14 protein-coding genes are annotated in these 15,143 nt (G+C 39.6%); 8 read left to right on the top strand and 6 right to left on the bottom strand.

Features of this window, described 5'->3' with window-relative positions:
- Nucleotides 1-44 precede the first annotated feature (44 nt).
- Together AC2SLL_RS11005 and AC2SLL_RS11000 are read left to right on the top strand one after the other, a co-directional pair.
- Entirely contained in the window at nt 45-563 is a 519-nt protein-coding gene (locus AC2SLL_RS11005; RefSeq protein WP_486530417.1) for a helix-turn-helix domain-containing protein, read from the top strand.
- A complete protein-coding gene (locus AC2SLL_RS11000; protein WP_486530431.1) occupies nt 467-1,390 on the top strand; it encodes an IS3 family transposase in 924 nt (307 codons plus the stop codon). The genes AC2SLL_RS11005 and AC2SLL_RS11000 overlap by 97 nt, the downstream gene beginning before the upstream one ends.
- A 134-nt stretch (nt 1,391-1,524) precedes the next feature.
- Here AC2SLL_RS11000 and AC2SLL_RS10995 read toward each other — a convergent pair whose 3' ends face one another.
- Nucleotides 1,525-2,241 carry a YggS family pyridoxal phosphate-dependent enzyme gene (locus AC2SLL_RS10995; protein ID WP_486531736.1) on the bottom strand — a complete coding sequence of 239 codons (717 nt, stop codon included), beginning with the start codon at nt 2,239-2,241 and terminating at the stop codon, nt 1,525-1,527.
- A gap of 657 nt (nt 2,242-2,898) precedes the next feature.
- Here AC2SLL_RS10995 and AC2SLL_RS10990 point away from each other — a divergent pair.
- Both AC2SLL_RS10990 and AC2SLL_RS10985 read left to right on the top strand, forming a co-directional pair.
- The gene (locus AC2SLL_RS10990; protein WP_486531735.1) at nt 2,899-3,954 is read left to right on the top strand and encodes a type IV pilus twitching motility protein PilT; all 1,056 of its coding nucleotides are present in this window, start codon (nt 2,899-2,901) and stop codon (nt 3,952-3,954) included.
- Nucleotides 3,955-4,112: 158 nt separating this feature from the next.
- The gene (locus AC2SLL_RS10985) at nt 4,113-5,237 is read left to right on the top strand and encodes a PilT/PilU family type 4a pilus ATPase (protein WP_486531734.1); all 1,125 of its coding nucleotides are present in this window, start codon (nt 4,113-4,115) and stop codon (nt 5,235-5,237) included.
- 276 nt (nt 5,238-5,513) lie between these two features.
- On the opposite strand, the gene fur is transcribed toward AC2SLL_RS10985, so the two are convergent.
- Nucleotides 5,514-5,951 (bottom strand): ferric iron uptake transcriptional regulator, encoded by a 438-nt coding sequence (gene fur, locus AC2SLL_RS10980; protein ID WP_486531733.1) that lies wholly within the window; start codon nt 5,949-5,951, stop codon nt 5,514-5,516.
- Nucleotides 5,952-6,208: 257 nt separating this feature from the next.
- Between fur and AC2SLL_RS10975 the strand changes: the two genes are divergently transcribed.
- Nucleotides 6,209-6,580 carry an outer membrane protein assembly factor BamE gene (locus AC2SLL_RS10975; RefSeq protein WP_486531732.1) on the top strand — a complete coding sequence of 124 codons (372 nt, stop codon included), beginning with the start codon at nt 6,209-6,211 and terminating at the stop codon, nt 6,578-6,580.
- 165 nt (nt 6,581-6,745) lie between these two features.
- On the opposite strand, the gene AC2SLL_RS10970 is transcribed toward AC2SLL_RS10975, so the two are convergent.
- The 4 genes from AC2SLL_RS10970 to AC2SLL_RS10955 form a co-directional block, all read right to left on the bottom strand.
- Nucleotides 6,746-7,081 (bottom strand): RnfH family protein, encoded by a 336-nt coding sequence (locus AC2SLL_RS10970; RefSeq protein ID WP_486531731.1) that lies wholly within the window; start codon nt 7,079-7,081, stop codon nt 6,746-6,748.
- Complete coding sequence (locus tag AC2SLL_RS10965; RefSeq protein WP_486531730.1) at nt 7,078-8,190, bottom strand: hypothetical protein; 1,113 nt, start codon at nt 8,188-8,190, stop codon at nt 7,078-7,080. The genes AC2SLL_RS10970 and AC2SLL_RS10965 overlap by 4 nt, the downstream gene beginning before the upstream one ends.
- 343 nt (nt 8,191-8,533) lie before the next feature.
- The gene (locus tag AC2SLL_RS10960) at nt 8,534-9,184 is read right to left on the bottom strand and encodes a c-type cytochrome (RefSeq protein ID WP_486531729.1); all 651 of its coding nucleotides are present in this window, start codon (nt 9,182-9,184) and stop codon (nt 8,534-8,536) included.
- A gap of 346 nt (nt 9,185-9,530) precedes the next feature.
- Nucleotides 9,531-9,833 carry a c-type cytochrome gene (locus AC2SLL_RS10955; RefSeq protein ID WP_486531728.1) on the bottom strand — a complete coding sequence of 101 codons (303 nt, stop codon included), beginning with the start codon at nt 9,831-9,833 and terminating at the stop codon, nt 9,531-9,533.
- Between the two features lie 577 nt (nt 9,834-10,410).
- On the opposite strand from AC2SLL_RS10955, the gene yihA reads away from it, so the two are divergent.
- The 3 genes from yihA to lspA all read left to right on the top strand — a co-directional run bounded on the left by yihA (nt 10,411) and on the right by lspA (nt 14,866).
- Entirely contained in the window at nt 10,411-11,115 is a 705-nt protein-coding gene (gene yihA / locus AC2SLL_RS10950; protein WP_486531727.1) for a ribosome biogenesis GTP-binding protein YihA/YsxC, read from the top strand.
- A gap of 279 nt (nt 11,116-11,394) precedes the next feature.
- A complete protein-coding gene (gene ileS / locus AC2SLL_RS10945; protein WP_486531726.1) occupies nt 11,395-14,241 on the top strand; it encodes an isoleucine--tRNA ligase in 2,847 nt (948 codons plus the stop codon).
- Complete coding sequence (gene lspA / locus AC2SLL_RS10940) at nt 14,234-14,866, top strand: signal peptidase II (RefSeq protein ID WP_486531725.1); 633 nt, start codon at nt 14,234-14,236, stop codon at nt 14,864-14,866. The genes ileS and lspA overlap by 8 nt, the downstream gene beginning before the upstream one ends.
- The last annotated feature ends 277 nt before the right edge of the window (nt 14,867-15,143 follow it).

Genomic DNA, 15,143 nt, shown 5'->3' with positions numbered 1-15,143 from the left:
TGAACTGACCCCCAAAAGTTGGACACAACTTATGGGGTATTTTTATGCGTTACAATCTAGATTTTAAGATCAAAGTCATAGGATACTATAAGCAAGGACATACCGGTCATGCCACAGCAAAGAAGTTTAAAGTGAATCCAAGATTTGTAAGTAAATGGGTCAAGCAATATCAAAGCGGTGGTATAAAGGCTATTAAGCCAAAGACAAGCAAAGCCAAATACAGTAGTGAGTTTAAACTTAACGTACTAACAACGATGCTTACCCAAGGCCTAAGTCAATTGGAAGTTGCTCTAAGGTATAACATCAGCTCACCAGCTTTAATCAGCCAGTGGCACAAAGCTTATCGACTACAGGGTATGTCTGGACTCATATCTAAACGTAAAGGTAGAGCGGCCATGAGCAAACCATTTATCACAGACAAACCAGATGATGAAAAGATATTAGCAGAGCTGAAACGTGAGAATGAATATCTTCGTGCGGAGAATGCCTACCTAAAAAAGCTCGATGCCTTGCTCAGGGAGAGGGAACAAGCCGAGACAAAGCAAGGCTCATCGAAGGACTAAGGGATAAATATTGCATATCAGCTTTACTTAAGATAGCTGATATGCCTAAAAGTGTCTTTTATTACCATAGGTGTCAGTTTGATGCTGAAGACAAATACGCTGATTTAAAGCAGCGTATCATCGAGCTATATTACCAACATAAAGGTCGGTATGGCTATCGTAGAATCACAGCCGCATTAAAGCAGTTAGGCATGCATCATAACCATAAGCTTATTGCCAAGCTTATGAAGCAGTTAAATCTTAATGCGAAGATCAGAAGAAAGAAGTATCGATCCTATAAAGGTCAACAGGGAAAAATAGCAAAGAACTATTTAAAGCGTCGCTTCCATGCTGGTAAACCCAATAAACGCTGGTTAACAGACATTACTGAGTTTAAGGTGGGTGACAATAAATTATATCTATCTCCGATTCTTGATTGCTATAATAATGAAATAGTCAGTTATACCTTATCTAAAAGACCAACCTATGATGTGGTAAGTAAAATGCTAGATTTTGCGCTAGATAAGACGAAAACAAGTCGTCATAAAAAGTTAATGCTTCACTCTGATCAAGGCTGGCATTATCAAATGAAGCCTTTTAGAAAGACGCTTAAAAAGCATAAGATAAGACAAAGCATGAGTAGAAAAGGCAACTGCATAGATAATGCGTTAATGGAGAGCTTCTTTGGCACACTGAAGTGTGAGACCATCTATATTGAAAAGCCTAAAACTATTGATGAACTAGAAAAGCAAATTCATGAGTACATTCATTATTACAATCATGAGCGTATTCAGCTTAAACTTAAAGGACTGAGTCCTGTGAAGTACAGAATTCAGTCCTTGAGATAGACTTAAACCGTCCAACTTTTGGGGGTCAGTTCAGTGCTAGGCTCTTTTTTTGGACTGCGCTTTATGAGCTATATGTTTTTTCTGGGCTATTTGTGATTATGCTATGATTATGAAGCGCTTCATTTATTTTAAGCTTAGACTCTTGCACCAAATATCGCACTACCGACTCTAACCATAGTTGACCCATAATTTATGGCTTCTTGCATATCAGCACTCATACCCATACTTAAGGTGTCCCAAGTGGTCAGCTCAGGATGGTTATCCGCAATAGCCATAAATAATTGTTTGGTCCGTTCAAATGCACTGTTATTAACACCTAAACCACTTTTAGAGGGGATAATCATTAGTCCCCTTAAGCTAAGTTTATCATAGCTTTTAATAGCGTCTACTAGTGCGTTTACCTCGTTAGGCATACAGCCTGACTTGCTCTCTTCATTATCAATATTGACTTGAATCAATACATTCAACTTAGGTAAATGTTCAGGGCGCTGGTCATTTAAACGCTTGGCAATAACGTCTCGCTCAATGGTGTGTACCCAATCAAAATTTTCAGCGATATCTCGTGTCTTGTTACGCTGAATCTTACCAATATAATGCCACACTACGTGATATTTATCATTAGTCTCATCTTCTAACATAGTATTTAAAGCAGCGATTTTACCTAGCGCTTCTTGCAAATAATTTTCACCGAAATCTGTTTGCCCCGCACGCAAAAGTGTCTCAATCATTTCAACAGGCTTGGTTTTTGACACAGCAAGTAGCGTAACGTCCGACTTATTTGAAGCCAAACTTGCCTGTTTGACCTTCTCACGCACTAAGTTCCAATTTTTAATCAGCTCACAATCAGACATTTAATACCCCAAATTAACCGTTAAATCATCAAGATACATGAAAGCGGCTTTATCTATCTATCAAATAGTGTCAATATTTGTATACAATTCACTATAATTAACACGCTACCTACTACTCTGCCGCTAAGTTAACCCGTTCAATAAGATGAGAAAATGATCCCATAACTACAAAACTAGTTAATTCGTTTGTTCTAAATTTGAAATCTATGTCTGTCCATATCTTTAATAACATGAATATCCTTACTCTCTAGATTATGTTTTTAAAAAATAATGTCGTACATCACAACCACATTCAAGCCGTTTTATATTAAAAACTATCTGACAAAAAAAACCAAGCTTGATATGATAAAAAAGCGTGATAAGCCGAATGCTCTTACATGATACAGGAGACTAAAGAGTTTAATCGCTAGGATATAGAGCGTTAGTTAATTTAGCACAGATATGATCAACCTTATCCCTTTATAAGCTAATATAGAAAGCCCTTTAGTTGACCGTAACTTAAATCGTATAGTCAAAGAAGTCTTAAATGGTTACAAGGCAACCGAGTGCAAGTACTACTGGAGTAGGCTTAACGAGGTTAACGCCGTAACCGTTTAGTAGTTCGCTGACTATATTATAAATACTTGTTGAATTATAACCATAAAAAGGAACGCCTGTATGTCCATTAATGATTCAGTCAGTATTGAAAACTTACTGCGCTTCGCCTATAAGCATAATGCATCAGACTTACATATCTCAGCTGGCATGCCTGCTATGATTCGTGTCGATGGCGAAATGATCAGAATAAATATGCCCGCTATGGATCATAAGCTTGTGCGTCGGTTGATTTACGATATTATGAATGATAAACAACGCTCAGATTATGAAGAGTATTTAGAGATTGATTTTTCATTCGACATTCCTAAACTGGCAAGGTTTAGGGTTAATGCATTTAATCAAAACCGTGGCGCTGGGGCGGTATTCCGTACAATTCCCTCCAGAGTGTTGTCCATGGAAGAGCTTGAAATGGGGGAAATTTTTAAAACTATATCCAATTTCAAAAATGGCGTGGTCTTAGTTACTGGCCCTACTGGTTCAGGTAAGTCAACCACACTCGCTGCGATGATTGACTATATTAACAAAACCCGGAAAGAACATATTCTAACCATTGAGGACCCTATTGAATTCGTTCACAACCCTAATAAAAGCTTAATCAACCAACGTGAAGTTAATAGGGATACATTAGGATTTGATGCCGCATTACGTTCAGCGTTACGTGAAGATCCTGATGTTATTTTAGTAGGCGAGCTTCGGGACTTGGAAACCATACGTCTGGCACTAACCGCGGCTGAAACAGGCCACCTTGTATTTGGTACGTTGCATACCAATTCTGCTGCCAAGACTATTGACCGTATTATCGATGTTTTCCCATCCTCTGAAAAAGATATGATTCGAGCCATGTTATCGGAGTCATTGCAAGCTGTTGTATCACAGGCGTTATTAAAAAGAAAAACCGGAGGTCGTGTGGCTGCTCACGAAATTATGCTTGGTACGCCAGCCATACGTAACCTAATACGCGAAAATAAAATTGCTCAAATGTACTCAAGTATTCAAACAGGTGCAAGCGATGGTATGATAACGTTGGATCAAACTCTAAAAAACCTAGTGCTAAGAGATGTGGTTACCAAAGAAACCGCTAGAAGATACGCTAAACAACCCGAACTTTTCACATGATATCTTTTTGCAAAGCAACCGTATCGTATCACTGTTGACTACATAGCTTTAACTATATTATGTTGTGATATATATAGGCGACCTAGCGATATTTAGTACCGTAAACTTTTTACTGAACCTTTTATTAAACATTTTACTGAATTTTGCGAAAACACTTTATGGATCTTGAAAAACTCTTACTATTAATGATAAATGAAAAAGGTTCTGATTTATTTATCACAGCTGGTGTACCACCTTCTATTAAAATTAACGGAAGAATTGCCCCTGTGGGTAAGCAGCCCTTAACGGGCAACCAGTGCATGACACTTATTAAAAGCATCATGTCAGACGACCAAATTCAGGAATTTGAACTAACCAAGGAGTGTCAATTTGCCATTAGCATACTACAAAATACGGCACGTTTCAGGGTAAGTGCATTTATCCAACGTGGGCTTGCCGGCATGGTTCTGAGAACAATAGAGACGCACATTCCAACCACTGAAATGCTCCATTTACCGCCTATTTTAAATGATATAGCAATGCAGCAACGAGGCATTGTATTAATAGTGGGGGGAGCTGGTACAGGAAAATCAACCACGCTAGCGACAATGATAGGGTATCGAAATACGCATTCACGTGGCCATATTATTACTATTGAAGATCCTATCGAATTTGTGCATGAGCATAAAGGTTGTATCGTTACTCAACGTGAGGTTGGTATTGATACCGACTCATTTGAAACTGGACTAAAAAACACATTACGTCAAGCACCAGATGTGATTTGCATTGGCGAGATTCGTAATCGTGAAGTCATGAATTATGCCATACAATATGCTGAAACGGGCCACTTAGTATTTGCCACACTCCATGCTAACAATGCGAATCAAGCTATTGACAGAGTCATTCATTTTTTTGATTCTGATCGGCACAGTCAATTGTATATGGATTTATCGTTAAACCTTCGCGCTATTGTTGCACAGCAACTTATTCCAACTGTGGAAGGCAATAGCAGACGTGCAGCCGTTGAAGTGTTGTTAAACTCGCAGCTTATCAGTGATTATATACGTAAGGGGGAAATCCACGAGATTAAAGCATTGATGACACGTTCACGTGAACGCGGTATGCAAACCTTTGATCAAGCATTATTTGACTTGTTTGAAGATGGCAGTATTTCATACCAGAATGCGATTAAATATGCAGATTCTAGCAACGATCTACGCTTAAAAATTAAATTAGAGAGTAAACGCGCTGAAAGCTTAAGTAGTGAAGATAAGGATAACTTTTCTCTTAATTATACACATTAAAAAAAGTCAAAACCTTGGATTCTAACATTCTATTAGTGCCCACATTTCAATGCCTACGATAATGCCTACAAATACTAAAAATCACAGCATTTAATTGTGTAGTTGATTGAGAAGGCTTGAATCTACTACTAAATTAGAATCTCTTTTTTGCCCCCGCAACTTAAAGGTTATAAGCCCACTGACAGCTATAAAACCGCTACTGCAATATAACGGCAAATATGAATGGGCTATAACATCTATATCGTTATTTATCTTCCTCTAAACGGCTTCACTACACTATTGAACAGAAGCTTGGCATTCTTCGCTATTGCAAATACCATAAAGCACAAGTGAATGAGCAGATAATTTAAACCCATTTTCTTTAGCAACTTTAAGTTGTTGTTCTTCAATTATTTCATTGTGAAATTCTACAATTTTGCCACAAATATCACATACTATATGATCATGATGGTCGTCTTGAGTAATTTCAAAGACAGATAAATTATTCTCAAAGTTGTGACGTTCAACAATACCCGCCTGCTCAAACTGAGTTAGAACTCGATAAACTGTTGCAAGACCCACTTCCTCCCCTTGCTCAATAAGTGCTTTATAAACTTCTTCCGCACTCATATGGTGATGTTCAGCACTTTCAAGCAGCTCAAGTATTTTAATACGTGGCAGCGTAACCTTTAAGCCTGCTTTACGTAAATCTTGATTAGTAAACTTTGTATTCATTATAATCCCTATCTTTTGGTTTTGGTTTTGGGCTTAATAATATTTAATGTTAGAATTTAATAAATAATGTCGCAAATGGTAGGCAATTGCAAGTAATTGACGTATGATTTGCTTCTACACAATTTTTGACACTACCTCATCAATCACGAGGTGTAATTGCTTCTCCAATAATGTTTTCATCGTGATATATCACATATATTATCTGTTGAAACTTTACGTTAATATCAATAAACTTGTATATTTAAGAAAATAAAATTATGAAACTATTAAAATTAGCACTCTGTTCAACCACGTTGTCTCTTGCATTAATAGCATCTGGCTGCTCCGTTTTTGGTGTATATAAAATTGATTTACCTCAAGGCACCCCTATCACACAAACTCAGGCTCAGAAAATACAAGTGGGCATGTCACAAAATCAAGTGTTATACCTACTAGGTAGCCCTGCTATGCGCGATACTCTTGCCCCAAACCGCTGGGACTATATCTATGATTATACCCCTGGTACGTATGGCAAGCGAGACGGCAAAGAAGCCGTTCAAAATGCAAGCCAACACTTAATCATTTACTTTGATGACACCAATATTGTCACACGAGTCGAAGGGATTGAAACCCTTCCTACATCTAAATAACCTACTGTTTAACACAATTACACCTATTGTGCTCCAGACTTAATTAAGCCAATAATGTTGCCTGACGTGGTCTTGTTCACTTGCATCTGCAGCCAGTGTGAATAAACGTAGGATGCGAGGGTTCAATTAAGATTGATGAAAAATTCTAAAAGAGCAGACTTTTTGCTATTGCTGAGTCGCTCTTTTTTTACGCTTACGCATCGGATCTATAGTTAAGGGACGGTACACCTCAACTCTATCATGTGATTGAAGTTCATAGTCTAAAGGCTTTTTATAGGAAAAAACACCCACTCGCCACGCTTTGTTATCAATCTTGCTTTCATTTTTATGTTCTTCGCACCACTGTGCCAACTCAGGATACTGGGCCAACCAACCGGTTTGGGTTAATGCATCCATTAGCTGTGTACCTTTATTAACCTCATATTCTATATAAAGATGTTCGTGATCAGTTGGTGCATAAGCCAAACTTATGGGTATTTTTTCAACCTCAGTATCTCTCATGAGATAAGCCATCCAATAGCTGCCACAATAATAAGTAGAGGTGCCAAAATTCTAATGGCCACCCGCCAAAGGTTGTAAACTGCTTCAGAACCGAAGTTTAAAGACTTACGCATGTGACTAATCTTCATCTTCCAACCTGTAAAAATAGCCAAGATAAGCGCACTTACTATACTAATGAAAACTAATAAAAGACTCAATATAGACGGCTTGGCCGCCACCACTAATATCATGGTAATCACTATGCTTATAATAGCAGCTATAAAAACACCAAACCGTCCAAAGCGAGTTGCCAACTGTGTATTGGCATAATGCATCAAAAACGCTGCCGATGCGAGCACGCCAAGAGCATAAGTTAGCATCGCTACTGGGGACAAAACAGCTTTGGTAAATACCAATGCAATGCTACCGATGACCAACTGTGTTAACCAAATGGGAAAAACGCTTTTTGAGGCAATTTGTTGAACGCGACTTGATTGCGTTGTCTCCTCTCTTTGGTTCAGAGAGCCTACTAGCGGGCTATTAAACCAATACAATCCCGTGCCAACGCCCACACTAACTAAAGCTAGTATCACTGCTCTTGCCCACTCTCCTAAAGTTGCTTCAGTCATGTTAAAAGCAACATCTGGCATGTTAGTCACAGCGGCAATGACAAAAGATAAAGCAAGAAGTAACACTGCTGCGAACAAGGTTGACACGCCGATTAGGCTCAATATCCCTGCTATAACCACCATAGCCAATGATAAAGCAAAATCCGGCACTTCCACAACAATGCCTATCTTAGCCATAGTATCTAATAAATTACTGGCAACAGCGTCTATACTCAATGCAGAGACTATTAAAGCCATCACTACAGTTAACCAAACAAAATTACGCCAAACGGTACTGGTGTCTGCCTGCCTCGTTAAAGTTTGAATCCCGATAGCTGGGGTTTGTTGACTACGATATGCAAGTCCCAGCTCGGCATATAATAATGGCAAACCTACGGCAAACATGGCCACTAACCACATGAGCCAAAAGTCAATCTGACCGGTTGGTGTGGGTGTAAACCAACCAAATAATAATAAAGGTAGAAGCGCGGCTATAAAAAGAGAAGCTATACGGTTATGCATGGTAACATCCACTGCTATATAATTTTGTAATAGGGATACCTTACACAAGAACCTTAGTCGCACGACTCAACACATTAAGTCTACGAACTTTAGTCCTATTTTTAGTGCTTGATTTTGTGCCCTTTAATTGAAAATATTTTCATCAACGCTGTTTGTTATACAAGTTATTGGGTATGGATTGGCTGCTATTTTGTTCATTGTAAACCAGTCAATTTACAAGTTTATATATGTATGATAAACATAATAACAAAAACCCCGATTAACGGGGTTTTTGTCGATCTATAAACTCAGCCAATATTATAAAAGCGTCGTCTACAAATATCTTATTCATAACAGCAATCGATTAATGAACGGCACTTAAATATTCAGAAAGAATTCTAATATCTCGGTCTGATAATTTAGAAGCAACCGTCTGCATCATGCCCGCAGTGTCATTAACACGCTTCTGTGCATCTGTGGCATCATCTTGACGACCAGCAGCACGAAACATCTTTAGCTGAATGCCCAGATATTCTGCATGCTGTCCACCCAAACGTGGAAAGGCTGCATAAGCATTACCACCAGCTTTAGGGCCATGACAACCTGAACAGGGTATGACCCCACGATTGCCATCACCACCTAAATAAATCTTAGTTGCTTCCGCAGTGGTAGCTGGATTGCCAGCGAATGCTCCCCAAGGCTTTTGGGCCGCATAGTAGCCGGCTACATTAGCTAGATCTTGCTGAGAAAGGCCAGAAACCTGTGCAGCCATAATGCCGTTTATACGCACACCTGTTCTAAACTCTGTCAGCTGCTTATACAAATAACGTACATTTTGACCCGCTAAGTTAGGCTGTGACGGTACAATACTAATGCCATTTAAACCATGACATGCAGCACAGTTGGTCTCCACAATTTTTTGACCTGCTTCAATGTCATACTGTGGAACAGTAATAACCGCATGGGCGCTGAGACTGGCAAAAAATAGGCTGGTGGCAGCGAGCAATTTTTTCATCGTAGTCTAATCCTACTAAAATCTTTAAGGCGGTAGCTAGTAGTTAAAACTTAATGTCTATTCAGCTAAAAATAACAAAAAACATCATTTAGGCTTAAGCTTAACGCTCAATAGACGATAATCAATAAGGTTATAACTACCCACAAAGAATAATTAAGGACTTTATTATAGCAATAGTTTAGTAAAAATAGCTACCTTAAGGCAACACTAATCCAAGGCTTTTGTTGAATATACAGTCTAAAACCGTCGCATAATAAGCATAACTAACAAAAGCCCTGATATTATCAGGGCTTTTGTTAATGAAATCAATGTCTAAAAATATCTAACAATATAGTTTCAAATCTATCTATTTGGACATATACTCAATCAAATCCCGAAAATCAACATCACTACAATCACTGCATAACCCACCTGCCGGCATTTGAGGCATACCATTTTTCACTGAACTAACGAGTGCAGGCATCCCTTTTTGAGACTTAAGTTTTTTCCACAAGGCAGTATCGCCTGTTTTTGGAGCGTCTAGCGCACCAGTGGCGTGACAGGTCGCACAGCTTTCCTCGTACTTTTGTGCAATATTAGCATTTGCCAGCAAAGGAGTCGCTAGAAGGAGACCTGCAAACAATACAGGTAGCTTTTTTTCGGATAACATGGCTATCCTCCTGATCTATTAAAATTATATTTCTAAACATTAATGGCTAAAGTCTATACGTTATAACCAATTTAGGTTAGGTAAAACTTAGAGTTGTTAAGTGAGGGAGATCATTAAATTAATTTAAGTGGATATATTTAAAGCTTAAATGAGTGAAAAGTTTAAAGCGCTAATTATATTTAAGTAAACCATTTTTGAGTAAACAACTATAAACTCATTCTTATTAAGATTATGGCATCATTTAATGTAATTTCAAGGTCTATGATGTGATGAGTTTGTGACATTTTGATAAGGTGTGATAAATATCTGTGATATATCTCACATGCGATACCGAAATAAAGGTCAACGTTAATACAATTAAAATCAAAACATACTGAAAGACCTATCGCTATTTAAAATCGTTAAATAAAATGATCAGCAAACAGGATCGTCTACAATAGTTTTAGATATGGTTGACTATATTATCATTACGGTGCAAGACTCGTTATAATAGTAATGGTCTGCCATAAAAAACAAGTTGCTCATAATCGCAGCATCGATCTTCCAGCATCAAAGCCCATGAAATTTGAGACCCCTTATGACCAAAGTACCAGACTATACCCAACCAGACACTATAGAACAGGATCTCTCTCATTTATCGCCTAGAAAACGCCTAGAGCAAACCGAATTTATGCTGTCAGCACCTACCTTCAAATTGTGCCCGCCAGACTTAGGGTACGAAGTGGCTTTTGCTGGGCGTTCAAATGCGGGAAAGTCATCTGCTATTAACGTTTTAACCAATCAACGTCAACTGGCGCGTTCTTCTAAAACTCCAGGACGCACGCAAATGATAAACTTTTTTAGTATTGGTAATCCTGATACTCGCATCGTTGATTTGCCTGGCTATGGCTATGCTGCCGTACCGGAGAAAATGAAGATTGAGTGGCAAACTGAACTAGAAAAATACTTGATATCACGTTTAAGTCTGGCAGGTTTAGTCCTAATGATGGATAGCCGTCACCCGTTAAAAGTTTTTGATCAACAAATGCTACATTGGGCAAAAGCAGGTAACCTACCCGTTCATGTTTTATTGACTAAGTCTGATAAGTTTAAATACGGACCAGCAAAAAATGTATTACTCAATGCCAAACGTGAAATGGAAAAATTAGGCCTATCGTTTTCTATTCAGTTATTTTCCTCACTCAAAAAAGAAGGCATAGAGGAACTTGCTGAAGTGATGGGTAGATGGCTAAGAATTGATGGTCATCCTGATAATAAAGACAGCCGAATCATAAGAGAGTAATCATTATGAAATAACTCATGATTAGGACATATTACAGTGCGATAAATGACACTTAGCAATAAATCACACTTTGAGATTGTTGACTCTTAACACCCCATTAGCTAGGGTTTTATTTTATAATGCCTTTTCAATTTTTTTTATAGCTATATGCGGCAAATTGACAAACAATCTTGATATTATGAATATCTATGACTGTTTTGCACATAGCTTTTAATATTATGACAGCTAACTGCCTTATCCTAATTTTAATCAATTAATCAAAATATATAAGACCGTACTATGACTGACAATAAAACTGATGCGCCAACCAAAGACTACAAAGATACCCTAAATCTTGCCGATACCGCTTTTCCAATGCGAGGTAATTTAGCCAAACGCGAGCCTAACTGGTTGAAAGCATGGGAAGCTGATGATATTTATGACAAAATTCGTAAAGCGAAAGCGGGCCGTGACAAATATATTTTGCATGATGGCCCTCCTTACGCCAATGGGCAACTCCATCTGGGTCATGCGGTCAATAAAGTTCTAAAGGACATTATTATTAAGTCAAAAACACTTTCAGGCTATGATGCACCTTATGTGCCTGGTTGGGACTGTCATGGTCTACCGATTGAGCAAAAAGTAGAGGCTAAGGTCGGTAAAGTGGGTCAGAAAGTATCTGCTACTGAGTTTCGAGGCTTATGCCGCGAATATGCGCGCAGCCAAGTTAACTTACAAATGGCTGATTTCAAACGTCTTGGCGTGTTTGGTGATTGGGAAAACCCCTACCTCACTATGAATTTTCATCAAGAAGCTAATATCGTGCGCGCTCTGGGAAAAATCTATGCTAACGGTTACGTCACACGGGGTATGAAACCGGTAAACTGGTGTCTTGATTGCAGCTCATCCCTTGCAGAAGCGGAGGTTGAGTATGAAGATAAAACTTCGGATGCTATCTATGTGGCGTTTGAGATAATCGACCCATCGCAGCTATTACCAGAGGGCAATACTGATCAAACGTTTGCTGTTATTTGGACGACTACCCCTTGGACGCTGCCTGCTAACCAAGCCATTGCAGTCAGTGCAGACGTTGAATATAGCCTTGTTAAAACCAGTAAAGGCAATTTAATATTAGCCACTGATTTAGTTGACAAGGCGTTAGAGACGTTTGGGCTAACTAATGAGGGGGTTGTTACGACCCTAAAGGGTGACAAGCTAGAGTTAATCAAAGCGCAACATCCCCTCATCGCTGAACGTCAAGTACCGATTATTCTTGGCGAGCATGTGACGACTGAGAGTGGTACAGGACTAGTGCATACAGCGCCTGCACATGGTGCGGATGACTACATTGTGGGCTTACGTTATAACCTACCTATTGTGAATCCTGTCGGGGGTAACGGTGTGTATTTAGATACCGCCGAAGTCTTCGTCGGTGAGCATATCTATAAGGCACAGCCAAAAATCATTGCGACACTGCATGAAAGCGGACTACTACTTAAACATTATAAAATGGAACACAGCTATCCGCATTGCTGGCGTCATAAAACACCTATTATCTTCCGTGCGACGCCTCAGTGGTTTATCCGTATGGACCATGAAGTCAGTGACGGTGGCAGCACGCTAAGACAGCAAACCATGCAAGATATTCCTAATGTCACTTGGACACCAGCATGGGGGCAAAACCGCATTGAATCTATGGTGGAGGGCCGTCCTGATTGGTGTATTTCACGCCAGCGTACTTGGGGCGTGCCTATCCCATTTTTCATCCATAAAGAAACCGATGAGCTACACCCCAATACCTTGCAGTTGATGGAAGATATAGCACAAGTTATTGAGAAAGGTGGCGTTGAAGCTTGGTTTGATGCCGATGCTGAGCAGTTTATTGGTGAGGATGCCAAACAATATGTTAAATCTACGGACACCTTAGATGTGTGGTTTGATTCAGGAACCACTCATTTTGCCGTACTTGAACAAGATGACGCCTTAGCCCACCCTGCTGACATGTATTTAGAAGGTTCAGACCAGCACAGAGGATGGTTCCAAACCTCGCTATTGACCTCAGAAGCTATGTATGGCAGAGCACCCTATAAACAAGTGCTAACACATGGCTTTGTTGTTGATGAAAACGGCCGTAAGATGAGTAAATCTCTCGGTAATATCATCAACCCGCAAGATGAGATTAATAAAACTGGTGCCGATATGCTGCGTATGTGGATCGCATCAAGCGATTATCGCTACGAGATGAATGCCGGTAAGCAGGCGTTCAAAGGTGCGACAGATATGTACCGCCGTATTCGTAACACAGTACGTTTCTTGCTCGCCAATACTGATGACTTTAACCCCCAGACAGACAGCCTACCTATGGATGAGCTAGTCAGTCTTGACAATTATATTATGCTGCGCGCACAGTCAGTGCAAAAAGCCATTATTGCTGCTTATGATGCGATGGATTTCCATCAAGTGACTCAATTAGTGATGGCATTTTGTTCACAAAATTTAGGCGGATTTTATTTAGATATTATTAAAGACCGTCAATACACGACTATGACAGATGGCAAACCACGCCGCTCCGCTCAAACCGCAATGTATCACGTCGCTCATGCTTTATTACGATGGATTGCACCTATATTGCCTTTTACAGCTCAAGAAGCATGGGAAGCCTTGCTTAAAGACACAGCAACAGGCGATAACGCTTATGTGTTTACCCAAGAGTGGTATCAATTACCTAACTTTACCATGGATAAGATCAGTGAGGCAGACTGGGCAATAATCTTAGAAGCTAAAGACGCTATCAACAAAGTGATTGAAACGGCACGTGAAGAAAAACGCATTAATGCCAATTTATCGGCAGCAGTAACTATTCATGCAGCTGGCAACGTATATAATAGCTTGGCTAAGCTTGAAGATGAGTTACGCTTTGTATTAATTACCAGTTCTGCAAGCCTCTATGAGCTTTCTGATGGGCAGCCTGGAGATGAAACTGACTTAGATAATCTTCGCGTAGACGTTAGTTCAGCACAAGGCATCAAATGTATCCGCTGTTGGCATGTGCGTGATGATGTGGGCAATGACAGCAACCATCCTGAGATTTGCACGCGTTGTGTCAGCAATATCGAAGGTCCTGGAGAGGTTCGTCATTATGCCTAATTCTATAGAGCCTAGTAAGACTACTAGGCCTAATACAACACGCTCTAATAGTACAGACCCCAAGCCTGCCTATGCAGCAGGGTCGCCAAGCTTGACTAAGCAATCTAAACTGGTGCCAAACCATAGTGGAGCACTGCTCTGGTATGTGCTATCGCTTATCGTTATCGGTTTTGACCAGTGGACAAAGTGGATTGCTCAAAGCAAACTCACATTCCATGAGCCTGTACCCATTATTGAGCCTTTTCTAAACTGGACACTGGCATATAACTATGGGGCCGCTTTTAGCTTCTTAGCTGACCAAGGCGGCTGGCAAAAGTGGTTTTTCGCTGGTCTGGCACTTATAATGTCGATTTTTCTGATTATTTATCTACGAAAAGCCCCTCGTCAGGCCAAGCTCTTGAACCTCGGTCTTGCTTTAATCTTGGGCGGCGCTATTGGTAACTTGATTGACCGCATACGCCTTGGCAAAGTAGTTGATTTCATTCATGTACATTATGCCGACGTCTGGCACTATCCTATTTTCAATATCGCGGACATGGGTATTGTGCTGGGGGTGGCGCTTGTGGTTATTGATATGCTATTTTTAGAGGATAAGCGCAATGCCAAACATAAGGGCTACTCTTAAACTGCCTACGACAAGCGCTTATTTTGAGTCTAAAATCTAACCGTACTATGAAAGCTCTATAACAATCTTATAAAACCAGTGTTAGCAAAGAGCCCTATTGAAGAAGTGATACAAAATGCAAACATTAAAGTAGTTAGCAAAAATAAGTACAAGCATGATAAATAGTAGGCCCTGCAAGTTTAAGACTACTGATTTATCTTTTATCCAAGATATAAAGCCCGTTTTTAACACGGGCTTTACTTATTCTTAATCTACTTAAAATAGGCTCAACCTATTT

This window comes from Psychrobacter sp. CX97, assembly GCF_057396285.1.
This window is presented reverse-complemented; position numbering and strand designations above follow the sequence as displayed.